Below are 26,273 nucleotides of genomic sequence, written 5' to 3' on the forward strand. Positions count from 1 at the left end.
CTAAAAAAGAACAGGAGAAACCTATTGTGACAGGCTCCTCCTAGTAAATAACCGATATATTATATATCTATATAATATACTATTTTCCACAAAAAGTAAAGTTAAACATACATTGGAAAAGCACTTATTTTACTGATAATTCGTACGTTCCATCGCCATTATCATATTTATATACATACAAATAATACTTACCTGGTTTTGCATTAAATTTTGCCTCTATATGATTTCCATTAGCTTGACCGTAAGCGGCATAATTTTGCATATCTGATTCATGGTGAAGCACCCATGTCATCCCGATTCCATACTCATTTAAAACGGAAATATCGATATTTTTCGTTGATGCTACATTAAATGTATAAACATCGGTGTAATCTCCGCCGATAAGGCTACCTTTTATAGTAGTGTTTAGCCCGATACGATTTGCTTCCTCTGGACGATTATTTGGTTCTAATTCTGTTAAACTTCCATCTTTAATTGTAACAGTGGTTTCGTTTCTGCTCTCTTTACCTTTATCATCTTTTACTCTTAACGCTACTTTATAAATTCCTTCTCTTTCATATGCATGTATTGGATTAACTTCTGCACTTGTGCTGCCATCTCCAAATTCCCATAAATAAGAAACAATTTTTCCATCTTCATCATTTGAGCCATCACTTTTAAATTGAATTCCTTCTTTTACAAGCCCATTATAAGGTCCATTTATATTAACCGTTGGAGCTTTATTTTCTCCATCATCTTTTGCGATCCCGTGGAAGACTACATCATATTCAAATTCATTTGAACTATTCACACGATAATTGACGAAGTATGCTGTAACAGTTTTGTAGCCACTCCATTCTTTTTGCGCCAGTTGTTCTAGTGCTTCATTTACTCTTTTACTCATTTCGTTCCAATCTTCGGATTCACCTTTTGTTACACTACCTGTAAATGTGCCTTCTAATGTAAATGTATTAAAGAATTGGGAGCTATGTTTTGTCATTTTTGCCTCTTTCATTGGCAACGTATCACTAATTTCTTTCTCTACTGCTGTTAACGATTTTGGTGCATGTTCAGCTAAATAATCATCTGCTACTTCCGGTACATTATATTTATCTTGATTATCAATTAGCTGTTGCATATACTCTTGATACTCTTTATTTAGTTTAGAATCTTTACTTAAATTCTCACGATAGGCATCATAATTTTTCACGTCATTTGCACGAATTAAATCTTGAATTTTATCAAATGTTTCAAATTGATGTGTATATAAATAAGATTGCAATGCGAACGAGTAATTATAGAAATCCCAAGAACCATATTTAGCAAATAATGTGCGCTCTGCTGTATAACGACTTGCAGGATCAGATGATAATCCACTAATGATGCTCTTTCTCGGTACTACATTATTTGTACGAGTAGATCCTGCGAAAAATTCTGCATTTCCTTCTTGGAACCAAGTTAATCTCTCATTTTGATACATATCTCCTCTTCCAAATAAACCTGGTACTTCAAATCTCCCTTGAAGATAATGAGTAAACTCATGACGGAATAACTCTTCTAAACTATAAATACTTTGTTCTGGCGTACGCTCATATGTAAAGAATGTACCTGTTTCTTCTATATAAATGCCACCGTTGTTTGTTTCATATCCATACAGTTGTCTGTTTAACTGATATTCGTCTGGAGTATTATAGATTACTATCGTTAATACGTCGTCTGCATTACCTGGCTCTAATGCTTTGTCATTCCCAATTACACGATGATACTGTGCTTTTACTTCCTTTGCAGCCCAGTATAGTCTCTTAATTTTTTCTTCTGATACTTTATCTCCTGTTTTAAATACGATAGATCCATCGTCGAATGTATACGTTTTTGGTAAGTACTGTTCTTTTCCTTCTTTACGTATCGTCTCTAAATCTACCGTATTACCGCTATAATCTTTTCCGTTATAATTTGTCGTAATTTGTTCTACTGCAACAAAATACGGCTCACTTAAACGCGGATACATATGCATTGCTTGTGTAACAACCTCTAAACCTTTATTTGGATTACTATGAAACTTCCCTAAACGACTAGCAAAATAAATTCCATTATTAACGAGCCACTTATTTTCTGGTGTTACTTCATTTAAAAGAGCAATACGATTTATTTCATTAATAAATCCATCTACTTTCCCGTACCACATTGTATCTTTTGCCTCTTTACGAGTTTCAAATAAATAAGATTGCATATCATAATCAATACCTTGCATCATATCGTATACAGCTTGCCCTTTCATACGATCGTCTACATACGTATGAAGATTATCATTGTATTGTTTTAAAATATTCGATGCGTATTGAACTGTTTCCACATCACTTGAAGCATTACTAATTAATTTACCGTATGCAGATACGACTGCATCTTGCTCATATGTACCAAGCTTAAAGTTTGGATTGGTTGCAATTGCTTTTAAAGCAGGTAAACATTTATCCTGGAAGCTTCTCTCATTTAAATCGCTTAATTCATTATTGTAAAATGCAAGATAAAAAGCTGAACGTAACACTTCCGTAAACGTTTGAATTCCTTTTGAATCATCTTTCGTAAACGTACTACCTCGATGAGCTAATTCGTCTATAACTGCTTGCATTTTCCCTTTGTCTTTATAAAAAGCCTTTGCATCTTCATTGAACTGGAATAAGTCTGTAATTTGATTCCATTTAATACTTCCTAGCGTTTCAACTAATTCTTGATTATTCATTTTGTTTAAATCAGCCATTGAATAGCTTTCTTTAATTTGCTTTACTTCTGAGCTCTTCATAATAGATGCTGGTCGCTGCGAAAAGTCTCCTACTTTTAACCGTTCTTGAAACGATAATGTTTCCTCTACTTTAGAAACATGTCCAATCTCATCTACTGGTTTTTCAATTCCAACTGGTTTCGAATGCAATACATTGTATGGCACCTTTTCTTCTGCTGATACATTCGTTTGAATTGCTCCTAACGATAGCGCCATTGTACTAATACTAAGCATCACTTTATTAATCTTTGATTTCTTGTTCATATCATTGCCCCCTATTTATATATTCCCTTGAAGAATTTAACATAAAATCTAGATACAACAATATAAAATGCAATATTTCATATTATTTCTTCCTATATTTTGTACATATCGTGAACAGACTTACCTTTATCTAACCTCCAATAATTATGAATCCATAGCGATTAAACTGTCCTTTTACATAAGATAAAAATAGAATTTTTTGACAATTAATCTTTTAATTGTTATAGTTAATATAATTGTTAACTTTATTAAACAAAGGTGGGATTCTATGATAAAAAAAGAAAACAGTGTATTTTATATCTCCATCTTGCTAACAACATTATTCATCATATGGGGAATTACCCCGGCAAGTTGGATACAAGGCTATGATTTACAAAGTGTTACATCTTCGTTAAACTCATTTATCCTCAATAAATTTGGATGGTTTTACTCTCTACTTATGACCGCAATGATTATTTTAGCCACTTATTTAGCATTTTCTAAGTACGGTTCTATTCGTCTTGGTAAAGATGGAGAAAAACCACAGTATAGTTATCCATCTTGGCTATCCATGTTGTTTGGAGCAGGAATGGGAATTGGACTGCTCTTTTATGGAATCACTGAACCGATTTCACATTTTACAGATCCATTAACAGGAAAAGCAGGTACAGAGGAAAGCGCCAAACTCGCTATGCAATATTCATTTTTCCACTGGGGACTCTTTCCGTGGTCACTATACGCGATGGTTGCTTTAACAATTGCATATTTCACATTCCGCAAACAAAAAGGTAGCACAATTGGAGCTACAGTTACTCCATTATTTAATCGATCGAAAAATTCTCCTATCGGAAAAACAGTCGATATTTTGGCTGTTTTAGCCACAGTATTCGGTATTGTGCCATCTGTTGGGATTGGCGCTCAACAAATCGCCGGAGGATTAAGCTATTTATTCCCTTCTATTCATAACACTGTACTTACACAGCTCGTACTTATCGCCATCTTCGCTGTTTTATATTTAACAAGCGCACAAACAGGCTTAGATCGTGGGATTAAATATTTGAGTAACTTAAATTTCTCTCTTGCAGGTATATTACTCGTCTCCTTTTTACTTTTAGGACCAACTGTATTTATTATGAAATATTTCACATCTACACTCGGTTCTTATATCGGAGCTTTACCTAGTATGGGATTAAATTTAGGAGCATTTAATGAAAAATCTTCTTCTTGGATTGAAAACTGGACTATTTTCTATTGGGGATGGTGGATCTCTTGGTCTCCATTCGTCGGTACATTCATCGCTCGTATTTCTAAAGGGCGCACAATAAAAGAATTTATTATTGGAGTTGTATTAGTCCCAACTCTTATCTGTACATTTTGGTTTGCAGTATTTGGCGGTACCGCTATCCATATGGAAATGTTCCAATCACTTGGGATAGCTGATGAGATCGCAAAAAATGGTACAGAGATTGGATTATTTGCTGTTATTTCACACCTACCGTTCTCTACATTTTTAACAATTATCGGGTTAATTTTAGTAGCCACATTTTTCGTTACTTCTGCTGACTCGGCAACATTTGTTGTTTCAATGCAAACGAGTAACGGAAGCTTATCACCGAAAAATAGTTTAAAACTTATATGGGGATTAACAATCGCGATAATTGCTGCTATTTTATTACAAGCTGGAGGATTAAATGCGCTGCAAATAGCAGCTATAATTGCTGCGCTACCATTTTCTATCGTAGTCGTTCTTATGGTCATTTCGCTCTTTAAGGAGCTTCGAAAAGAAGATGTTAATTTACAAGCAAAAGAAGTTCCGCAAAAAATAAAGAAGGTTATGTAACGATTAGCACCTCAAATTTTTTCTAAATCCGTGATGAATGAGGAAAAAGTAGATTAATAAAACCGATTCATATGAAATATCATTTTCATATGAATCGGTTTTTTACTCTATTATATAGTGTTGTAAACATGCCTTCTCCTCAAAACCTACTTTCTTGTACAACTTCATCGCACGATCATTATTCGTATTCAAACATAGTTCTATCTCTTTCATCATATGTAAAGCAACTTCTTCCCAATTCTCTGCTTTAATAAAGGGTCCCCATATTTCTGCACATTTCTTTACTTCATCCACATCAAATCCCAATACACCAATTATTTTATTGTCCTCATAAGTAACAACAAAAGATCTTTCCCATCCTATATCAGAAAAATCATGAAGAATCGTATGTAACACCTCCTTTTTCTCATCTCCACAATAACCAACATGATGAATAGCATCCTTATTCATACTTGCAATAAATAATGCAATCTCTTCAATTTTTAACATAGAACTAATATGCATACCCTCTCCTCCTTCTCTAATATATTTACACTTTTTCCATTCATATCCTTCTACCATAAAAAGGCGTTATCATAAGCACATTTCAAAATGAAATCGCTATGATAACACCTTCTAAAAAATCATATAATAAAATAAAACGTTATTTATTTTTTAAATATATTTTTTCTAAACACAAACATACTCAGTGCAGATAAAACTAATGCTAAGCCACCAAATAGAGATACATTACTTTCTTGGCCACCTGTTGCTGCTAAAGATTTCTTACTTTTTTCTTTTTTACTATGAACTTGTTTATTTGACACATTTTCTTTCGCTAGTTGATTCACTACTTCTTGTGCTTGTGCAGGTTCTTGTACCGCTTTATTTTTCTGAACAGTAGCTGTTTCTAGTTCATTTGAGCCTTCTGTTTGTTTCTCAAGATTGGCTTCTGGTTCGTTTACATTTTCACCTTCTGTTATAGGCTCGCTTACTTCTTCTTTCGGCTTTTCTACTTCCGCTTCTGGCTTACTTACCTCTTCTTTCGGCTTTTCTATTTCTGCTTCTGGCTTACTTTCTTCTTTCGGTTTTTCTACTTCCGCTTCTGGCTTACTTGTCTCTTCTTTCTGCTTCTCTACTTCCGTTTCTGGCTTACTTACCTCTTCTTTCGGCTTTTCTACTTCCGCTTCTGGCTTACTTGTCTCTTCTTTCTGCTTTTCTACTTCCGTTTCTGGCTTACTTGTCTCTTCTTTCTGCTTCTCTACTTCCGTTTCTGGCTTACTTGTCTCTTCTTTCGGCTTTTCTACTTCCGTTTCTGGCTTACTTGTCTCTTCTTTCGGCTTCTCTACTTCTGCCTCTGGCTTACTTGTTTCTTCTTTCGGCTTTTCTACTTCTGCCTCTGGTTTACTTGTTTCTTCTTTCGGCTTTTCTACTTCTGTTTCTGGTTTACTTGTTTCTTCTTTCGGCTTTTCTACTTCTGTTTCTGGTTTACTTGTTTCTTCTTTCGGCTTTTCTACTTCTGTTTCCGGCGACTCAATTTTTTCTACAATATTTTGAGTTACTTCACCGCTGAACCATATGCCAAGCCCATAATAACTCGTTCCATCAAAAACAAACTCATATTTTTTCTCTCCTGGAGTACTCCACACAATTGTCCCTTCTTCTTCATTGAATGTTCCGCCTTCACTTTTCAGTGTAATATCCTCAAGAGGATTATCTTCCACATCAGAAACAGGAATTTTCACTTCTTGATTCACTTGAGCATCTTCTAGCATAATTTTTTGTCTTCTAAGATCAATTGTAATCCACTGAGATAATTGAATAATTGGTTTTATATCACGAATTTCATTTCCAGCCAGTTTTAATTTAAAAAGATCTAACACAGAACTAAAAACTGTTATATCTTTAATTTTATTATCTGACAAATCTAAAAATCTTAATTCTTTAGCTTTAGTTAATGGAGTTACATCCACTATTTTATTACCTTTAATTTCCAATTCGTCCATTTTAGTTATCCCACTAATTTCTTCCAAGCTACTAATGTCATTATTGTTTATTATTAGTATCCCTAAATTTTTGAATTCCTGTATACCTTGAAGAGATTCATTATTAATTTTATTGGCTGAAACATTTAACTTCTTCAATGAATTTAATGTAAATAATGGTTTTATATTTGGGTTGTTATTGTTGCTTATATTTAATACTACAAGCTTTTCCAACTTAGCTAACGGCTCTAAATTTTCTATTTTATTATTCGATAAATCCACTGACTTCAAGTTTTTCAAATTCGAGATAAATTCTATGTTTTTCAACTCAAACTTTTCCAATGTCAGATCTTCTAAATTTTCCATATACTCTAATCCAGATAAATCTGTTATTCCATTGTTCTGTCCATCCATTATCTTTAATGTTTTAACCTTTAATAAATCTTCTTTCGTGATAGGAGTATTCAAGTCTGTTCTACCTAAACTATGTTTATTAATATACTCTCTTAGTTTTTTATCTGGAATAACACTTACATCTGCTTGCTTAGCACTTATTTTTTGAATAACTGTTCCATTAAAATGTACTTTATTCTTAGAAGAACCTGTTTCTAAATTGAACTCGTATACTTTCTCTCCAGAATTTTCCCATTTTACAAAACCATTATTATGTGTTCCCCCCTCACTTATCCATCTAATATTTTGGAGTGGTTCGCCGTTTAAATCATATACAGGAATCTTAATGTTTTCATTTATTACTCCTTCATTTAAAAATACTTTTTGTCTATGAACTTTAACTACAAAACGCTTTCCAAACTCTTGAATAGGTCTTACATCAGAAATTTCATTTGCACTTAAATTAAGTTCATATAAATTAGTTAGTTCACTAAGTGGTGACACATCAGAAATATAATTCTCTTCTAAATCAAGTGATTGTAAGTTTTTCATTTTAGCTAGCGGTGTAATATCTTTAATTTCTGCATCTCTCACTGCAAGCTGAGTAAGGCTCTCCATTTTACTAATAGATTCAAGATTAGTAATGTTATTATTTCCAATCCATAATTCTTTTACTTTATTTAACTGTTCAATTCCTGTTAAATCGCTAATATTATTATTAGCTAAATACAACTTACCTAGAGACCCATTGTAAATAATGGTTTAATATCTTCAATCTTATTACCGACTAAATCTAATGTTCTAACTTTTTTCAAGTTACTTAATGGATTTAAATCAATAATTTTATTATCTCTTAAAGAAAGAGATTGAATTTTATTCAGCCCAGCAATTGGCTCAATATTTCCAATTCGATTAGAGAAAAGATCTAAAGACTTCAAATTATTCAAATTAGCAATTGGCGATAAATCACTCACTTCAGATTCATGCAATCTAAAGGTTTCCAAATTTACCATATGCTCTAAACCAGCTAAATTATTAATACCTTTCCCAGCATATACCGCTAGTTCTTTAATTTGTAGTGCATCAACTTTCGTTATTGACGCATTAATATCTTTACGCCCTAAAATATTTTTATTAATGTATTGCTTCAATTGGTTATCGGCTATTATATTTTTCGTATCTTCCTTTTGCTCTTCATTATTTTCCTTCTTCTCTTCTGGAACATTATTTTCTAAATTTAAAGTATTCACTTCAAACTGCACTTGATATTTATTATCATAGGCCATTGTTGGAATATAAATATGCATTTGCATATTATATCTTTTTCCTAATTCTCCTACTTCAAACTGAATCACTTTCGTTCCGTTTTTCTTTTTATCTTCTGATATTACTTTTACATCATGAAACACACCAGGAGTATGAATATCTTCTGTTTTCAAGTATTTGAAGAAATCACTATCACTTAACGTTGCCGTTACATTTTTCTTTTCATTCTCAATCGTTAACTTAGGATCCTTTATATAAACAGCTGCCATAGACTCCTCATTCGTTTTATCTTTATATGCTTTCATAACAGCATCATATGTACCATCTTCTAAAGCATATCCCTTTTTATTAGCCTCAATTGCTACTGCCGCTAAAGCAGGCGTTGAATACGTAGCAAATGGAAGTGATAACGCCGCAGCAATAATCATCGCATTTATATGTTTTCTTTTATTTTTTTTCAACTTTACATCTCCTCCAAAATATATAAATCTAAATGTAATCATACCTCGAATAAATGATAATGATTTTCATTATCATTGTCAACTGAAAAAATAAAAAGTTAACAAAAAAATAACCCCTTTTTAAGGGGGTTATGCCATTTTTTCTCCGGTTTCTTCTTTAAAAAAGCTCTTCATCGCATGGAATACGTCTGCTTTTTGCTTTAAAATATAATATCTAAAATTCTCATCTTTAATATTTTTATAGGCTGACATGAGGGTACTATGGCGGTTGTACTGGTTCACTTCCCCATATCCAAACATATTACACTTCTTCATTAACTCTTCGACAAGCTTTACACATCTAGCATTATCTGATGTTAAATTATCACCGTCTGAAAAATGGAATGGATAAATATTATAGCGGTCTGGTGAGTATTTATTATCAATTAGCTCGAGTGCTTTTTTGTATACAGAAGAACAGATCGTTCCGCCACTTTCTCCTTTTGAGAAAAACTCTTCCTCTGGAACGACTTTCGCCTCCGTATGATGAGCAATAAACTCAATATCTACCGTTTCATACTTCGTTCGTAGAAATCGCGTCATCCAGAAAAAGAAGCTACGTGCCATATATTTCTCCCATATTCCCATCGATCCACTCGTATCCATCATCGCTAATACAACAGCTTTTGAATCTGGCTTTAATACTTCATTCCAAGTACGGAACTTTAAATCTTCTTGGTGAATCGGATGAAAAGAGGCTTTACCACGCATCGCATTTCGTTTATATGCGGATATCATCGTTCGTTTCTTATCGATATTTCCCCATAATCCAGTCTTTCTAATGTCATTAAATTCAACATGTTCAATCCGGTTTTCATCTATTTCTTTTCTCTTTAAATTAGGCAGCTCTAACTCTTTGAAAAATGCTTGCTCTAATTCTAAAATAGAGACTTCAGCTTCATAATAATCTTCTCCAGCCGCGTCCCCTGCTCCTTGCCCTTTTCCTGGTCCTTTTTGCTTTTGACCACCTGATCCATCTCTCGCAACGACATCACCAACTTTGCTGTCACCATTTCCTTGCCCAACGTGTTTGTTTTTATCATAATTGTACCTAATCTTATATTCATCTAAAGAACGAATCGGTATTTTTACAACATCCTTACCATTAGACATAACTATGCTTTCTTCTGTTACAAGATCGGGTAAATTATTCTTAATTGCCTCTTGTACTTTTTCTTGATGGCGTTGTTGGTCGTCATATCCTTTGCGATGGAGGGACCAGTTTTCCTGTGAAATCGTATAATTTGGTTGGTTTTCTTCACCCATTTCTTTCCCTCCTTACTGTAATTGTCTTCCCCTATGAACAGTAAGCTAGAAATTTTGTTTTATACTGTGCAAGCTAGAATGAAAGATAACTGCCCATCGAAATTCATCCCATAAACATATATAACGTTTTTCATATAATACTCCGAGCATCCTAAACAAAATTTTGCCACTCACATACTAGAAAGAATTATTCAGCCGTTGATAAGAAAGAAACACAATGCATAGTTGCACACATTTACACTTTGCAACATATTGTATTGTGTTGGCTTTTTTCGTATGAATGGTTGGTTACTCTATCATATGCATATTGTAAAAATAATTGACAATAAATTCATGAAATTGCATCTTAATTTATTACATTTGGACAAGGTATGACACTTTACACATATAAATGGATAATAAAACGCTGTCCCGCAAAATACAAGAGACAGCGTTTTGTTATCAAACTATCGGTTTAGCAGACTACCTACATAGCGTAATAATTCATTCGCAGATGAAGAATTATAGCCGTGCTCATCAATTAAGCGTGCAACAACATCATTGATTTTCTTAAGCTGATTTTCGTCTGGCGTTTTCGTGGATGTTGTAATTTTCACTATATCTTTTAAATCAGCAAATAGTTTTTTCTGAATCGCTTCGCGAAGACGCTCATGTGAATTATAATCAAAGCGTTTTCCTTTACGCGCATAAGCAGAAATGCGAATTAAAATTTCTTCACGGAATGCTTTCTTAGCATTTTCTGAAATTCCAATTTGCTCTTCAATTGAGCGCATTAGCTTTTCATCTGGACTCATTTCTTCACCTGTTAATGGATCACGTAATTTCGACTTATTGCAATATGCTTCAACGTTATCTAAGTAATTATCCATAAGTGTCTTCGCTGATTCTTCATATGAATACACGAATGCTTTTTGTACTTCTTTCTTCGCAATTTCATCATATTCTTTTCTCGCTAATGAGATGAAATTCATATAACGCTCTCGATCTTCATTACTAATTGACGGATGCTGATCCAACCCGTCTTTGAGCGATCTAAGTACATCTAATGCGTTAATAGATGGTACCTCTTTTCGAATAATTGTAGAGGAAATTCGGTTAATAACATAACGAGGATCAATACCTCTCATACCTTCATCTTGATATTCACGTTGCAGCTCCTCTACATCAATCGCATTATAACCTTCTACCGTTTCTCCATCATATAAACGCATCTTTTTAATTAAATCAATATCTGGACGCTTCGGATCTTTTAAACGAGTTAAAATCGTAAACATTGCTGCAACGCGAAGTGTGTGCGGTGCAATATGCACATTGGATACATCACTTTCACGAATCATTTTTTCATAAATATGTTCTTCTTCACTCACTCGTAAATTGTATGGAACTGGCATTACAATAATTCTTGAGTGCAATGCTTCATTTTTCTTGTTTGCTATAAATGAGCGATACTCCGTTTCATTCGTATGCGCTACAATTAATTCATCTGCTGAAATAAGCGCAAATCTTCCCGCTTTGAAATTCCCTTCTTGCGTAAGCGATAATAAATGCCATAAAAACTTCTCGTCGCATTTTAGCATCTCTTGGAATTCCATCATCCCACGGTTTGCCTTATTCAATTCTCCATCGAAGCGATACGCTCGTGGATCTGATTCTGAACCATATTCTGCGATTGTTGAAAAGTCCAGACTACCTGTTAAATCGGCGATATCTTGTGATTTAGGATCAGACGGGCTAAATGTACCAATCCCTGTACGGCGATCTTCCGAGAAGAAAATACGCTCTACAACTACATCCTCAATTCTTGAACCATATTCTTGCTCTAGACGCATTACGTTTAGTGGCGATAAATTCCCTTCAATTCTAACTCCATACTCACCAAAGAAATCATCCCGTAAATGATGCGGAATTAAATGAAGTGGATCTTCATGCATTGGGCAGCCTTTAATTGCAAAAATTGCTCCTCGATCTGTTCGTGAATATGTTTCTAATCCCCGTTTCAACATCGTAACTAATGTTGATTTCCCTCCACTAACAGGACCCATTAATAATAAAATACGTTTTCTAACATCTAATCGTTTTGCAGATGGATGAAAATATTCCTCCACAAGACGTTCTAAAGCATCCTCTAATCCAAATAGCTGATTACTAAAGAAGTTATACTTTCTTCTACCATCTACTTCTTCGATTCCAGCATCTTTTATCATATTGTAAATGCGAGAGTGTGCTGTTTGAGCCACCCATGGTCTTTCCTTCACAAGCTCTAAATACTCCGCAAACGTACCTTCCCATTGTAACCGTTCTTCTGCTGCTCGATGCTGTTCAATCTTTTTTAGAATATCCATTATAGCTCCTCCCCCATCTCCTTGTTCAATCGGATTATTATAAAAGGTATGCTAGGATGTCCTTAAACATTCTTTAAATCAAAATGAAATATACAGTAGTGCTATAAAATTCTCTCCAAAATTCAAAGAAAATTCTGTATAATATAGGTATTAAAGATTTTACACCGCTATTCATTTTAAATAAATTCTTTTCTTCCAAGAACCTTACATACATTTCGATTCATATTTAAGATTCGTAAACTGAAAAATAGGAGGGATATTAGTATGAAATTATTATTAATTTTAGGTGTATCACTCACATTTCTTACAGCTATTTTCACATCTGGTTACAATGATAAACCCAGTACACAAAAAAAGTGATGTGCTTCTTAGCACATCACTTTTTTTATCAATCATTTATAATACACATTTTCCACATCATATTTTGATAAAGGTCGGCTATAATAATAACCTTGCACAAACTTCACATTCTTTTCCTTCAAAAATTGTATTTGTTCCGCTTTTTCTACTCCTTCTGCAATTACATTCAATTCCAAAGTATGAGCTAAATGAATAATTGCAGCTGTAATATTCGTATCACGTTCATCCACATGTATACCTTCCATAAAAGAACGATCGATTTTCAACGTATCAATTGGATATGTTTTTAAATAACTTAAAGATGAATATCCCGTCCCAAAATCATCTAAATGAATCTTTAAATTTTGTTCTTTTAATTGTAGCAATACCCTTTTCGATATGTCTTTATGCATAAGGGCTCCTTCTGTAACCTCTATCGCTAATAGATGAGCTGGTACATTGTACTTATGTAACGCCCGTGTAATCATCTCTATTAATGTAATCGAGCGAAAGTGCCTGGCTGAAATATTAACTGCAATCGGGACAACTTCATATCCTTTATTTAACCATTCACGTATTTGCCGACACACTTCATTTACTACCCATTCATCAAGCTTAATAATAAATCCTGTTCTTTCTGCTAGCGGAATAAATTGATTGGGAGAGACAAATCCCAATTCTTTATTCTCCCACCTTATTAAAGCTTCCATACTCGCTATTTTTTTCGTTTCAATATTCATTTGTGGCTGATAATACAAGCAGAATTCATTTTTTTCTATAGCACGATGCAATTGGTTTTCTATTATAAACCTTTGTTCACGCTCACAATCTAATCCACTGCAATAAAACTGATAATGCCCTTTTCCTTTTTCTTTTGCTTTTTCCAAAGCAGCATCAACTCTTTGGAATAATATTTTTTCATCCTCTCCATCTGTTGGAGCCATTACAATTCCGATTGACGCACTTAAATAGACGTCCTCTTCTTCGATTACAAAATGTTCACTAATCTTTTTTAGTATGCTTTTTGCAACTATCTCTACACGTTCTTTCGTTATATTTTCTATTAACATAACAAATTGATCATCGTGTTCTCTAAATAAGTGCATACCGTCTATTTGAAGACTGCTTAAACATTCTGTAACTTTTTGTAATACTTTATCTCCTTCTTTATGACCAAAAGTATCATTAATAAGGTGAAATTCATCTAAATCTATAAAAACAAACGCAAACTCTGTATTATCATTTAAAAAAACATTTAACTTATTTGCACATGAAATTCTATTCATTAATCCTGTTAATTGGTCATAATAAGCTAAATATTCTGTTCGCATTTCATTCAATACTTGCCTTGTAACATCCCTCGTAACAATATATACCCCAACAATTTCGGCATTCACAATAATCGGAATAGTTCTCAAAGAAATATAGAGCTCGTACCCTTCTTTATGAACATATTTCTTTGAAACAATTTGTTTTGCCCTTCCTTGCAGGGCTCCTTTAAATATAATTTGAAAATCTTTTTCATATTCTTTATTAATAAATTCAAAAATAAATTTATTATGTAATTCTTCATATCGATATCCAAATATTTCATACGTTGCTGGATTTGCATATGTAATTCTACCTATAGAATCTATAGATATAATGGAGTCATTATTATATTCTAATAACGACTTAAACAACATTTGTTTTTCCTCTATCTCTGCCTTTTCCTCAATCTGAGCTGTGATATCCCTCGTAATACAAATAATAAACTGACATACTCCTTCTTCGTCGAATACAGGATTAAGTGAAGATTCATAATGTAACTCACCCTTTGGTAAACTAACTACATCACAAAAGGTATGTGCTTTCGCTTCGCTCGCTACTTTTGCATATTGCACTTGCAATATTTCCGCCGTATCTTCTGATAATACTTCAGCAAACGTTTTTCCATAACATTCTTCGCCTAGCTTCGCATAATCCATACCTATCTTATTTACATAAATATATTTAAAGGTTTCCTCATCCATAACTTTCACAATAAATACTAAATCTTGAATGGCATGTAGTAGCCCTCTTCTTATTAAATCCATATCTATCATACTTAAAAAGGTATTTTGATTATTATATTGTTCCTTCATATTTATCTCAACCCGTCTAATCTATTTTTATTCATATATCCCATTCTATATGAATATGTACCCTTTTTTAAATGTATGATTACATATTATTTTTATTTTTAGAAAAAAAGTCGCCATATGGCGACTTTTAATAAACAATTTCTAAATCTAATCCCGGATAATTTTGTTGACGGAATGCTTCATAAATTAAAATAGCTGCTGTATTAGATAAATTTAATGAGCGCACTTTATCAGTCATTGGAATACGTAAACAATGATCGAAATTTTCTTCGATTACATTAGCTGGTAAGCCGTTTGTTTCTCTTCCAAATACAAAATAGTAATCCTTCTCACGTTTGCTATAATCAAATGCTGTATGAGCTTTCTCGCCATACTTTGTTAAATAGAAGAATTCACCGTCTTTATTTTTCTCATAAAATTCTTCAATTGAATCATAATACGTAACTTTCACGTGCTGCCAATAATCTAATCCTGCACGCTTTAACATTTTATCATCCGTTGAAAATCCAAGCGGTCTAATCAAATGTAATTCTGTTCCAGTTGCTGCACAAGTACGAGCAATATTCCCTGTATTTGCTGGAATTTCTGGTTGATATAAAACAACATGTACTCCCACGCGATATTCACCTCTGTTTTTTGTCTACTACGTATTATACCACTTGAGCGAAAAATCTCTACCCATTAATAATATGAAAGAATTTATATTTCATTTGTGGTGTATATTTACTAGAATCTTCATAGTTCCAATAACGCCGACGGCTATTCGCTGAATGTGCATTCACAAGTGGCATACCATCTGCGTCTTTGGCTACTACAATCGTCGTATGATTCCACCTACCATCATCCTCGAAATCATAAGCGATGACATCACCAAGAATAAGGTCCTCTGGTCTTTCTACTGCTTCTGCTCGAAGCCCAGTTGTAGCACCTGACAAATACCAATAAAAAGAGTGTGCGACAGCCCAGCTCCAACTCCACTGATTCTCCCTTTGCCACCATCCTTTGCGAATATTAGGGTATCCATTCATTGGTACTTCTCCAGTATGAAGACATTGAGAAATAAAATTCGTACAATTATCAGGGAAATTACGATATACAGGGTTTCTATCATCCCACCAACGCTCTGCATATTTAACTGCCTCTAAACGGTTATACTGATAAGAACCATACTTCTCTTTTGTAACTTCTCTTTCTAACGTCTCACTCATTCCAACTGCTTCTGGTACTTCAATAGCATAATCACCTATTACCCGGCTATTATTTAAACAAACTCTTCGCTTTAGTTGTTCCTCTTCGATATAAAATAATTCTTTATGCTTAATTAAATATTTAAAATGTATTTGATAATCAATTTCTTGATGATTGCTATTATTTAATTGTCTCATGAAAGAAACATCCGCAGTTGCTTTCACTATCTCTGCATTACGCTTTTGAAACAATTCTTTCTTTCTCTGTGCTATTTGTAATAAATCTTCAGCAATACCATCTACATTTGTTCGTTTCTCTGTTACATATGCTAAAAATTGTTGTACTTGCTTTTCAATATTTATTTTTACGACCATTTCGTCTCCCTCCCATATTACAATATGAAGAAGGGAGATATTATCTACTCTTTTTTCTGCGCTAACAATTCAAGTCCGCGATTCATTTCATGAAGAACCTCTTCATCTTTCTCACGTTGCATCGCTTTTTCAATAGCTTCGCCCACGCCATCTCCACCAATTTTCCCAAGTGCCCATGCTGCTGTTCCGCGAAGTACTGGTCTTGGATCGTCTTTCATAACACCAATTAAATCTGGAATTGCTGATGCCTCTTTAAAATGCGCAAGTGCCAAAATTGCATTTCGTTGCAACGGCTTTTTACCTCTCCATGAACCAGACATAATTCCATATTTCTCTTTAAAATCACGATTGCTAATTGTTAAAAGTGGTGTTAATAACGGCTTAACTAACTCAGGATCTGGTTCCATCTCAGGATGATTATGAAAATCCATTCCTTTATTTTTCGGACAAACAGTCTGACATGTATCACATCCATAAATACGATTTCCTATTTTGTCGCGGTATTCTTCCGGTAGGAATCCTTTCGTTTGTGTTAAAAATGCAATACATTTCTTCGAATCTAACTGTCCTCCTTGTATTAAAGCGCCTGTAGGACAAACATCAATACATTTTGTACAACTTCCACATTGATCTTCTATCGGCTGATCTGGTGGGAAGGGAACGTTTGTAATTATTTCTCCTAAATATACATACGAACCAAATTCAGGTGTAATAATAGCGCAATTCTTACCACTCCATCCAATACCGGCACGCTCCGAAACAGCTCGATCACTTAATTCACCCGTATCAACCATTGACTTAACTTCTATATCGGGAAGTTTTTCAATTAAATATGCTTCTAATTTTTGCAAACGATCTCGTAAAACAAGATGATAATCTTGTCCCCAAGAGGCACGACAAAAAATACCGCGGCGTTCTCCGCGCTTACTTAATGGTGCATTTTTTAATTTTGAAGGATACGCTAATGCAATCGCAATAATTGATTTTGCACCAGGTAGTAGAAGCTGTGGGTTCGTTCTCTTTTCTATATCAGACTCTTCAAATCCCGATTGATAATTTAATTGTTGTTGCTGGATTAACTTCTGCTTTAATTCCTCAAATGGTGAGGCACTAGCAAAGCCTATTTTATCTATACCAATTGTTTTACTATACGCAATGACATCTTGCTTTAATTGTTCAAAATCCATTCTTAATCGCCTCCTCAGATGAATCCATCCGATACGATAAACTTAACTAAATCTATACAATTCAATCAAATTTACACAAGTTAGTGCTTCATCGTGTTCTCGCAACCCCAAAGGGACGAGGGGTATAACACTCCACACGAGGCAGTATCGTTACCTCCTATTATCAAGCATTTAATTTTACCCATCTTGATAAATTTATCGACGCATTTGCATCCCTATCGTGATGGCTATTGCATGAAGCACAACACCATTCACGAATCTTTAAACTCCACTGCCCTTCTGGTTGAACTGAATGGTCGTATTTTACTCCGCAACATGAACAAATCTTGCTTGAGGCGAACCATTTATCAGCTTTTACATACTCAATGCCATATTTCTCGCACTTGTATGACAAACATTGAAAGAAGAAGTTTAATTTTTGAAATAAAAACGCTTTCGATATTTTTTTGTTTTTTAACAGGTTTGAGATAGATAAGTCTTCCACAACAATTCTCATTGGTTTGGTTTTCACCAATTTTGCTGTTGCTTGATGGATATGGTTATTTCGGATATTCGTAATTTTCCTAGATAACCGCAGGTGCTCCGCTTTAGCTTTTTCATATCCGGCAGATTGAATTTTTACACCTTTTTTAAATCTCCTAGACATATCTCTTTGTGCTAACTTTTTCCTTTTCAAAAGTTTTTTAACCTTGGCATCTTTGTTTATATTTCGTTCTGTCATACCATTAGAAGCTACAAAAAGCTCTTTTAAACCAACATCCACACCAATCGACTCATTGGTTAGTTCTTGTAATTCAAAGTCTTCTTGGAATCCTACACTAATCCACCAGTGACGACCGTCAAATGTAACTCTTGGATTTGATGGTTTTTTGTTTCTTGGTAGTTGTTGGCTTGTTTTCACTTCTCCAATAGACTGAATATGAACTACTTTCTTTCCTATAATCAGTCTTTCATAATTGGTATAAAATCCTTGAATTAAATCTTTTTTGGATTTATAAGAAGTGTGATAACCATTTTTGTACTTTTTGAACGAATTTTTTCTCGCCTTGTTAAAATCCTTTGAAGCCTGTTTAGGAACTTGTGCATTAATGTCTTTTAACCACTCATATCTTTTTCGCTTCTTGATCTTTGTAAATCGTTTCTGTAAAGCTAACTGTGAAACAGATTTTCCAAATAGCTTATAGTATCTATCACTCATTCTTTTACAATAGTTATAAGCGAATCTTGCAGCGCCAGCATGGTTTCTAAGCACTTTTTCTTGTTCAGGCGTTGGAATCAATCTAACTTTCTTCGCCAATATCATCAGAATTTAACTCCTTTAATGAAAGATTTGTTCTTCTGAATAGTAGCGTGTTCCACCAGCATTCTCCTTAGACTACTCGGATGCAAACCTGTTAATTCTGACACTTGACTAACTCGTAAAAATTTCATTATTATTCTTACCTCATTGAATCTACCGTAGCACATACGTTCGGTAGATTCAATGAGGTTTGATAGATTTAATTAAATTTATCTCGTTCAACTAAGGGCGCAATTCCTTAGCCAGTTCTCTTACGAACTTCTCATGTTTTCACATGAGCGCAGACTATATGTTTATCTACTTAGAGATAGAGAATTTCCCCACCACCATCTGATTGATTTTTTCTGCTTTCGTGACATTCACGCTCACCATTTCTAGTCACGTTGTAGTTCAATCAGCTTTAGTGATCCCGCAGTTAACCCTCACTACTAGCCAATCACTTGACTAGCAGGGCTTACTGATATATTTAATTAACTTTATTTATAATTGGTTAAATAAATCGTAACAGTTAGTTACCCTTATGTAACAATCCCTCGGTTAGCAATTCACTTTTGGAATACTATTCTTTACTTCTATTTTCGCATACAATTATGTTTTTCAAACATTAAAAAACGCAATGCCTCGTTTATCTTAGAAACGAAACACTGCGTTGATCACAATTTATAGAAAAATATTTAATAAAATTTGGAGCGGGTGAAGAGAATCGAACTCTCGACCAGAGCTTGGAAGGCTCTTGTTTTACCACTAAACTACACCCGCAAATATGAAATAAATATAAGATATTAGAATAACTTATGTAAAGTAGTATAGCATGTAAAAAAAACGGAAGCAAGAATTTTATCGAAAAAAGTCGAAAAAGTGATGAGTATCTCATCACTTTTTCAATTCTTTATCAATCGCCTTCTTCATACTATCGAAATCAGGGTTGGCAAGATTTCCGTTTATATATACTGAAGGAGCACCTTGAACTTTTAATTTTTGAGCACGATCTGAATCTTTACGTACTTTTTCTTTTATTTCTTTACTGTGTAAATCTTTCTTAAATTGTTCTACATCAACTTTCGGAAGCTTCTCTTTCACAATGTTAAGAAGTAATTCTTCTGTAATCCATTCTTCCGTGTCTTTCTTTTGACTTTGATAAATCTCATCATAGAAAATCCAGAATGAATCTTGATCTTGTTTATAAATTGCTTCACCAGCTGCTGCACCTAAATCAGAGTCTTTTCCGATAAATGGGAAGTTAATAAAGTATAACTGCACTTTACCTTTATCGATATACTCTTCTTTTAATCGTGGTAATACTGTTACATCCCAAGTACGACAAGCAGGACATTTGAAGTCTCCAAATTCAACTACCTTAACTGGGGCATCATCTTTCCCTAAAGATTGTTGTGTGGAATAAGCAAACATCTCATTCCCTTTATCTTTTTTGTCATTTATGATGCTATACGCAATTGTTCCGATTACAATCAATACTGCGATAGAAAAAACTACACCAAGAACCATGAGTTTATTTGATTTCATATACATTCCTCTTTAAATTCATATTCTGTATACAGCATTGTACACAATACACATAATATCAACACTTATATACGTCACGCAATGAACACGCTCACATAAATTACAAAAACACAATAATTGTGACGATATTGTGTCACAATTTGTCACAATTTATTCAAAAAAAGGAAGCTCCTATGTAGGAACTTCCTTTAGCTTACTGCTTTTTCACGAGCACTCTTTAACATCGACTGCTCTGTTTTTATATCATGACGAATTACTAACTTCTCACTAACTGCTTGCACATACTCATTATGATTGATATAGCCTTCTTTCTCCATTAATCTCAAAACGACATTTCGTCTCTCTACGGCCTTATCATAATTTTGTGCAGGTGAGTAATAAGCGGGTGCCTTTACTACAGCAGCCATCATTGCACTTTCAGCCAACGTTAATTGGCTCACCTTTTTACCGAAGTAAAGGTTTGCTGCTTTTTCAATTCCCCATGCTCCTTCTCCGTAATAAATATTACTTACATACAATTTTAAAATTTCATCCTTCGTAAATGTGCGTTCAATTTTTTTCGTATAAAAAATTTCTTTCCACTTACGAGAAAATGTACGTTCATTCGTTAAAAAAGCATTTTTGGATAACTGTTGTGTAATTGTGCTTCCGCCTTGCACAACACCACCAGCTTTTATATTCTCAACAGACGCTCTGACAATCGCTATATAATCTAAACCGTTATGATGATAAAACCTTTTATCTTCTGTCGCAATAAATGCATGTGTTAATGATTCTGGCACCTCTAACTTAGCAGGTACATGTAATTTACTAATATCACTTTGCTCGATCATTACATTTCCAATGAATAATAACGTACAACTTAACAATAATAATAAAATAATGGCTTTATAAAAGAATTTAGTCATTGGATTTAATGCAACTTTTTGATGATAGTTCACCCTAGATAATACTCGTTCTTTCATCTTAAACACCTCTTTTCCACACAGCGTATAACTCTTACTTTAAGAATAACTTGTTGTAAAAAAATATCCCATCGATTTCTCTTACACGTACCTTACATCATTGTAAGGTATAAAAAAGTATTGTATCACAGTCTTTTTTTATCTACTATTCATCTGAAATATTGAATATAGATTATGCTAAACCAATAACAGAGTATACCTTAAGCCTATACTTCCCTATTAAAACATCCTATTTTCATTATATCATCTACAAAAATATATATTTGTAAGTATCTAGTAATCTAAATGTATACAATATATCATACATTATACAGAACAAACGTTCCTAAAATCAATACTAGCACTATTATTATTTTGACCTTTTTCTTAAACAGTATACAAAAAAGAGTAGTGATTTGATTGTATCTCAAACCGGCTACTCTTTTCTTTACAATCTACCTATTAAATTATATGGCTGCACTTCCCACGTTTCGTACGGAATACAATGTGTTGCTCTCATCGCATCAAGCGTTCTGGATTTCATATGAGGACGCGTTATATACTCATCTATATTCTCTTCATTTAAAGCAACAAATTTAGCCTCTTGTATTTCTTCAGGCTGAATTTGTATTTCACCGCTCACGTATGCCACTTTAAAAACAACACCTAGAATGTGCATGGAAGCATTATAATAAACTCCTGTAATACCGATAGGCTTCACCGTTAATCCTGTTTCCTCTTTTATTTCCCTACAAACAGCTTGATCGAGCGCTTCTCCTTCTTCCACCTGTCCTCCTGGCAACTCCCACGTATCCGATCGCCAATGTACTTTAGCTAATAACACTTCGTCTTTTTCATTTGTTAAATAACCTGCTACAGCAACGATATGCTTTGGTGTTTCATGTTCCATATTAAGCCTCCTAGCAATAATGAATATTTCACATATCCCTATAAGCATATTCCCTGTCTAAAACAAAATACCTTCACTAATTCATCCTCTTAATTAACTTCATGAAAAAAAGCCCCTATCCGTTAAATGAACAGGGGCTTCTATCGTATTATTCTCCTAAGTCTACGTTGTGGTAAACTTGTTGCACATCTTCTAGATCTTCTAATGCATCAACCATTTTTTCAAATTGTACTTGAGCATCTTCAGGAAGTTCTACATCACTTTGTGCAAGCATTGTTAATTCTGCAACTGTGAATTCTTCAACACCAGCATCTTTAAGTGCAGATTGTACGGAATGGAATTGATCAGGTTCAGCATACACGATAACAGAATCTTCTTCTTCTAGAATGTCACGTGCATCAACATCTGCTTCCATTAAAATTTCAAGAACTTCATCTGATGTTTTACCTTCAAGGCCAATAACAGCTGTCGCATCAAACATGTAAGCTACAGAACCGTTTACACCCATGTTACCACTGTTTTTGCTAAATGCAGCTCGTACATCTGCTGCAGTACGGTTTACGTTATTTGTAAGTGTATCTACAATTACCATAGATCCGTTTGGTCCGAATCCTTCATAACGAAGCTCGTCATAATTTTCTTCTGAACCGCCTTTTGCCTTTTCAACTGCACGATCAATAATTGTTCTTGGCACGTTGTATGTTTTCGCACGTTCTAATACAACTCTAAGCGCTTGGTTTGATTCTGGATCTGGCTCGCCTTGTTTTGCTGCCACATAAATCTCACGTCCAAATTTCGCGTATATACGGCTTGTATTTGCATCTTTTGATGCTTTTTTTTCTTTAATATTATTCCATTTACGACCCATACTTTCCACTCTCTTTCCCATTTTAAATCTACATAAAAATATTAATATGAAATATAATGTGTATTCAACACATTTTTAAAAGAAATATAAAAAGTTCATTTATGATTCATATTACAGACATAATATAAATCACAATCATTTTGTTCTTTCGACAAATTATATTATACATGAATTCCTACGTTTATTACGAATTTTGGAGGCACATAGTATAATTTAACAAAAAAGAACCTAACATTTCTGTTAGAGTCTTTTTACATCGCCGATACCGATTCCCATAATATTTCCTTAATTACTTTCTATTGCTGTATAATTAAAATAGGAAAAATTTTGAAGAAAAGATGAGGGAGAGTAATTATGACACATTCAAATGAGAAAAAAGCACATGGTCTTAAAGGAATTGGAGAGAAGTTAAACCCAACTATCTATCAAGTAAGATTCATGAAATTAGATGAACCAATCCAATTTGAGGCGTTTCCTGAATTGAAGGAATTAGGGGACTGGTTGAGTACTTCAACGCCAATGTGGTCGTGCCACTCAACAATGTATAAGTACAACAGAGAAGAGTTTGAAAAGAAATTTTTAGAAATTACAAACTTAACCGTTGATAATGTACTAATATCTACTGGTGGTGTCGGATTTAACTTCATGTCACCGGGGTGGAGAAATTCTCTCTAGAGTGCTCGAAGGGAATATTGTATATACAATATTTTGCTGGAATTTTATAGAATACCGCAATTAAAAGGATAAAAATGAATGTTTGTTTTTATCCTTTTAATGTTTCGCAGTTTACTCACCGTACACTTTTTGTGCTTATTTTGTCATGTAATGAAAAGAAAATACAAAAAAACTCTATACTAATTGTATAGAGTTTTTTACGCCGTTCATGATACCGATGGTCGGGGTCGAACCGACACTCCCGAAGGAACACGATTTTGAGTCGTGCGCGTCTGCCAATTCCGCCACATCGGCACAAAAGAAAGGCGGCAACCGGATTTGAACCGGTGGTAAAGGTTTTGCAGACCTCTGCCTTACCACTTGGCTATGCCGCCATGTTAAATTTTATTGGAGCGGAAGACGGGATTCGAACCCGCGACCCCAACCTTGGCAAGGTTGTATTCTACCACTGAACTACTTCCGCAAAAATGGCTGGGCTAGCTGGATTCGAACCAGCGCATGACGGAGTCAAAGTCCGTTGCCTTACCGCTTGGCTATAGCCCATCGAATTCTTACTTAATTATATGTAAGTATCAATTAGATTATTTGTAATTTTAAAAATAAAAATGGGGCGACTGATGGGAATCGAACCCACGAATGCCGGAGCCACAATCCGGTGCGTTAACCACTTCGCCACAACCGCCATGTTGTGTAAATATATTTGGCAGGGGCAGTAGGAATCGAACCCACACTGGAGGTTTTGGAGACCTCAGTTCTACCTTTAAACTATGCCCCTATGTAAATGGTGGAGGGGGGCAGATTCGAACTGCCGAACCCGAAGGAGCGGATTTACAGTCCGCCGCGTTTAGCCACTTCGCTACCCCTCCGAAACTTACATGGTGCCGGCTAGAGGACTTGAACCCCCAACCTACTGATTACAAGTCAGTTGCTCTACCAATTGAGCTAAGCCGGCGTATATTATTAAGATAAATGGTGGCTCGGGACGGAATCGAACCGCCGACACGAGGATTTTCAGTCCTCTGCTCTACCGACTGAGCTACCGAGCCTTATTAAAATGGCGGTCCCGACCGGGGTCGAACCGGCGATCTCCTGCGTGACAGGCAGGCATGTTAACCACTACACCACGGGACCATTTGGTTGCGGGGACAGGATTTGAACCTGCGACCTTCGGGTTATGAGCCCGACGAGCTACCGTGCTGCTCCACCCCGCGATAATACTATTCATATAATTTATATGGTGGAGGATGACGGGATCGAACCGCCGACCCCCTGCTTGTAAGGCAGGTGCTCTCCCAGCTGAGCTAATCCTCCAAAAGTGGTGACCCGTACGGGATTCGAACCCGTGTTACCGCCGTGAAAGGGCGGTGTCTTAACCACTTGACCAACGGGCCAAATATTATAAATCCTATGGCGGAGAGCAAGGGATTCGAACCCTTGATACGCTTGTGACGTATACACGATTTCCAATCGTGCTCCTTCGGCCAACTCGGACAGCTCTCCAATGGCTCCGCAGGTAGGAATCGAACCTACGACCGATCGGTTAACAGCCGATAGCTCTACCGCTGAGCTACTGCGGAATAATATTGCCTGGCAACGTCCTACTCTCACAGGGACAAGGTCCCAACTACCATCGGCGCTAGAGAGCTTAACTTCCGTGTTCGGTATGGGAACGGGTGTGACCTCTCTGCCATCATTACCAGACATTATTCTTTTGAGACAATCATTATTATAACTTATTTTCTTTAAAAGTCAACAAGTTTTTTATGTTCTCTCAAAACTAGATAACATTGCTACATATTATATGGTTAAGTCCTCGATCTATTAGTATTCGTCAGCTCCACATGTCACCATGCTTCCACCTCGAACCTATCAACCTGATCATCTTTCAGGGATCTTACTAGCTTACGCTATGGGAAATCTCATCTTGAGGGGGGCTTCATGCTTAGATGCTTTCAGCACTTATCCCTTCCGCACATAGCTACCCAGCTATGCCCTTGGCAGAACAACTGGTACACCAGCGGTGCGTCCATCCCGGTCCTCTCGTACTAAGGACAGCTCCTCTCAAATTTCCTACGCCCACGACGGATAGGGACCGAACTGTCTCACGACGTTCTGAACCCAGCTCGCGTACCGCTTTAATGGGCGAACAGCCCAACCCTTGGGACCGACTACAGCCCCAGGATGCGATGAGCCGACATCGAGGTGCCAAACCTCCCCGTCGATGTGGACTCTTGGGGGAGATAAGCCTGTTATCCCCGGGGTAGCTTTT

Annotated in this window: 15 protein-coding genes, 16 tRNA genes, 2 rRNA genes and 1 pseudogene (1 of these 34 only partly in view); 2 read left to right on the forward strand and 32 right to left on the reverse strand. The window is 35.2% G+C overall.

Annotated elements, in window-relative coordinates:
- Positions 1 to 124: 124 nt before the first annotated feature.
- The gene (colA, locus tag QCI46_RS24610; protein ID WP_353841651.1) at positions 125 to 3,022 is read right to left on the reverse strand and encodes a collagenase ColA; all 2,898 of its coding nucleotides are present in this window, start codon (positions 3,020 to 3,022) and stop codon (positions 125 to 127) included.
- Between the two features lie 268 nt (positions 3,023 to 3,290).
- Here colA and opuD point away from each other — a divergent pair, with 268 nt between their 5' ends.
- A complete protein-coding gene (gene opuD / locus QCI46_RS24615; RefSeq protein ID WP_046956767.1) occupies positions 3,291 to 4,841 on the forward strand; it encodes a glycine betaine transporter OpuD in 1,551 nt (516 codons plus the stop codon).
- A 102-nt stretch (positions 4,842 to 4,943) separates the two neighbouring features.
- Here opuD and QCI46_RS24620 read toward each other — a convergent pair whose 3' ends face one another.
- The 14 genes and pseudogenes from QCI46_RS24620 to QCI46_RS24685 form a co-directional block, all read right to left on the reverse strand.
- Positions 4,944 to 5,345, reverse strand: a complete 402-nt coding sequence (locus QCI46_RS24620; protein WP_353841652.1) for a GNAT family N-acetyltransferase — start codon at positions 5,343 to 5,345, stop codon at positions 4,944 to 4,946.
- A gap of 143 nt (positions 5,346 to 5,488) precedes the next feature.
- Positions 5,489 to 8,925, reverse strand: a pseudogene (locus QCI46_RS24625) (leucine-rich repeat domain-containing protein).
- Between the two features lie 129 nt (positions 8,926 to 9,054).
- Positions 9,055 to 10,230 (reverse strand): sporulation protein YhbH, encoded by a 1,176-nt coding sequence (gene yhbH, locus QCI46_RS24630; RefSeq protein WP_046957378.1) that lies wholly within the window; start codon positions 10,228 to 10,230, stop codon positions 9,055 to 9,057.
- 446 nt (positions 10,231 to 10,676) lie between these two features.
- Positions 10,677 to 12,572 carry a PrkA family serine protein kinase gene (locus QCI46_RS24635; RefSeq protein ID WP_000353275.1) on the reverse strand — a complete coding sequence of 632 codons (1,896 nt, stop codon included), beginning with the start codon at positions 12,570 to 12,572 and terminating at the stop codon, positions 10,677 to 10,679.
- 392 nt (positions 12,573 to 12,964) lie between these two features.
- The gene (locus QCI46_RS24640) at positions 12,965 to 15,034 is read right to left on the reverse strand and encodes a sensor domain-containing protein (protein ID WP_353841653.1); all 2,070 of its coding nucleotides are present in this window, start codon (positions 15,032 to 15,034) and stop codon (positions 12,965 to 12,967) included.
- A gap of 127 nt (positions 15,035 to 15,161) precedes the next feature.
- Positions 15,162 to 15,650, reverse strand: a complete 489-nt coding sequence (gene trmL / locus QCI46_RS24645; RefSeq protein WP_000538149.1) for a tRNA (uridine(34)/cytosine(34)/5-carboxymethylaminomethyluridine(34)-2'-O)-methyltransferase TrmL — start codon at positions 15,648 to 15,650, stop codon at positions 15,162 to 15,164.
- Positions 15,651 to 15,708: 58 nt separating this feature from the next.
- The gene (locus tag QCI46_RS24650) at positions 15,709 to 16,596 is read right to left on the reverse strand and encodes an amidase domain-containing protein (protein WP_048541844.1); all 888 of its coding nucleotides are present in this window, start codon (positions 16,594 to 16,596) and stop codon (positions 15,709 to 15,711) included.
- 44 nt (positions 16,597 to 16,640) lie between these two features.
- Positions 16,641 to 17,783 (reverse strand): tRNA epoxyqueuosine(34) reductase QueG, encoded by a 1,143-nt coding sequence (gene queG / locus QCI46_RS24655; RefSeq protein ID WP_353841654.1) that lies wholly within the window; start codon positions 17,781 to 17,783, stop codon positions 16,641 to 16,643.
- Between the two features lie 163 nt (positions 17,784 to 17,946).
- Positions 17,947 to 19,086 carry an RNA-guided endonuclease InsQ/TnpB family protein gene (locus tag QCI46_RS24660; RefSeq protein ID WP_353841655.1) on the reverse strand — a complete coding sequence of 380 codons (1,140 nt, stop codon included), beginning with the start codon at positions 19,084 to 19,086 and terminating at the stop codon, positions 17,947 to 17,949.
- A 682-nt stretch (positions 19,087 to 19,768) separates the two neighbouring features.
- Positions 19,769 to 19,842 (reverse strand) — tRNA-Gly (locus QCI46_RS24665).
- Between the two features lie 114 nt (positions 19,843 to 19,956).
- Complete coding sequence (locus tag QCI46_RS24670) at positions 19,957 to 20,607, reverse strand: DsbA family protein (RefSeq protein ID WP_087983484.1); 651 nt, start codon at positions 20,605 to 20,607, stop codon at positions 19,957 to 19,959.
- A gap of 188 nt (positions 20,608 to 20,795) precedes the next feature.
- A complete protein-coding gene (locus QCI46_RS24675) occupies positions 20,796 to 21,572 on the reverse strand; it encodes a transglycosylase domain-containing protein (RefSeq protein WP_048541849.1) in 777 nt (258 codons plus the stop codon).
- 427 nt (positions 21,573 to 21,999) lie between these two features.
- Entirely contained in the window at positions 22,000 to 22,461 is a 462-nt protein-coding gene (locus QCI46_RS24680; RefSeq protein WP_048541851.1) for an NUDIX hydrolase, read from the reverse strand.
- Between the two features lie 148 nt (positions 22,462 to 22,609).
- A complete protein-coding gene (locus QCI46_RS24685) occupies positions 22,610 to 23,329 on the reverse strand; it encodes a YebC/PmpR family DNA-binding transcriptional regulator (protein WP_000532975.1) in 720 nt (239 codons plus the stop codon).
- Positions 23,330 to 23,683: 354 nt separating this feature from the next.
- Here QCI46_RS24685 and QCI46_RS24690 point away from each other — a divergent pair, with 354 nt between their 5' ends.
- Positions 23,684 to 24,004, forward strand: coding sequence for a DUF3884 family protein (locus tag QCI46_RS24690; protein WP_327960003.1), 321 nt, complete (start codon positions 23,684 to 23,686; stop codon positions 24,002 to 24,004).
- A 212-nt stretch (positions 24,005 to 24,216) separates the two neighbouring features.
- Here the strand turns inward: QCI46_RS24690 and QCI46_RS24695 are convergent.
- The 17 genes from QCI46_RS24695 to QCI46_RS24775 all read right to left on the reverse strand — a co-directional run.
- A tRNA-Leu gene (locus tag QCI46_RS24695) sits at positions 24,217 to 24,298 on the reverse strand.
- 9 nt (positions 24,299 to 24,307) lie between these two features.
- Positions 24,308 to 24,378: transfer RNA gene (locus QCI46_RS24700), tRNA-Cys, on the reverse strand.
- Between the two features lie 14 nt (positions 24,379 to 24,392).
- Positions 24,393 to 24,467, reverse strand: a tRNA-Gly gene (locus QCI46_RS24705).
- Between the two features lie 5 nt (positions 24,468 to 24,472).
- Positions 24,473 to 24,547 (reverse strand) — tRNA-Gln (locus tag QCI46_RS24710).
- 63 nt (positions 24,548 to 24,610) lie between these two features.
- A tRNA-His gene (locus tag QCI46_RS24715) sits at positions 24,611 to 24,686 on the reverse strand.
- Positions 24,687 to 24,705: 19 nt separating this feature from the next.
- A tRNA-Trp gene (locus tag QCI46_RS24720) sits at positions 24,706 to 24,779 on the reverse strand.
- Between the two features lie 7 nt (positions 24,780 to 24,786).
- Positions 24,787 to 24,870 (reverse strand) — tRNA-Tyr (locus QCI46_RS24725).
- A gap of 10 nt (positions 24,871 to 24,880) precedes the next feature.
- Positions 24,881 to 24,956: transfer RNA gene (locus QCI46_RS24730), tRNA-Thr, on the reverse strand.
- Between the two features lie 18 nt (positions 24,957 to 24,974).
- Positions 24,975 to 25,050, reverse strand: a tRNA-Phe gene (locus QCI46_RS24735).
- Between the two features lie 9 nt (positions 25,051 to 25,059).
- Positions 25,060 to 25,135 (reverse strand) — tRNA-Asp (locus tag QCI46_RS24740).
- A gap of 3 nt (positions 25,136 to 25,138) precedes the next feature.
- A tRNA-Met gene (locus QCI46_RS24745) sits at positions 25,139 to 25,215 on the reverse strand.
- 24 nt (positions 25,216 to 25,239) lie between these two features.
- Positions 25,240 to 25,315 (reverse strand) — tRNA-Val (locus QCI46_RS24750).
- A 5-nt stretch (positions 25,316 to 25,320) separates the two neighbouring features.
- Positions 25,321 to 25,395 (reverse strand) — tRNA-Glu (locus tag QCI46_RS24755).
- A 17-nt stretch (positions 25,396 to 25,412) separates the two neighbouring features.
- Positions 25,413 to 25,504, reverse strand: a tRNA-Ser gene (locus QCI46_RS24760).
- A 2-nt stretch (positions 25,505 to 25,506) separates the two neighbouring features.
- A tRNA-Asn gene (locus QCI46_RS24765) sits at positions 25,507 to 25,581 on the reverse strand.
- 8 nt (positions 25,582 to 25,589) lie between these two features.
- A 5S ribosomal RNA gene (gene rrf / locus QCI46_RS24770) occupies positions 25,590 to 25,705 on the reverse strand.
- Positions 25,706 to 25,805: 100 nt separating this feature from the next.
- Positions 25,806 to 26,273 (reverse strand): 23S ribosomal RNA (locus QCI46_RS24775) (it continues 2,454 nt past the right edge of the window).

It is taken from the genome of Bacillus cereus group sp. RP32, assembly GCF_040459735.1.
In the GTDB taxonomy this organism is placed as follows: domain Bacteria; phylum Bacillota; class Bacilli; order Bacillales; family Bacillaceae_G; genus Bacillus_A; species Bacillus_A wiedmannii.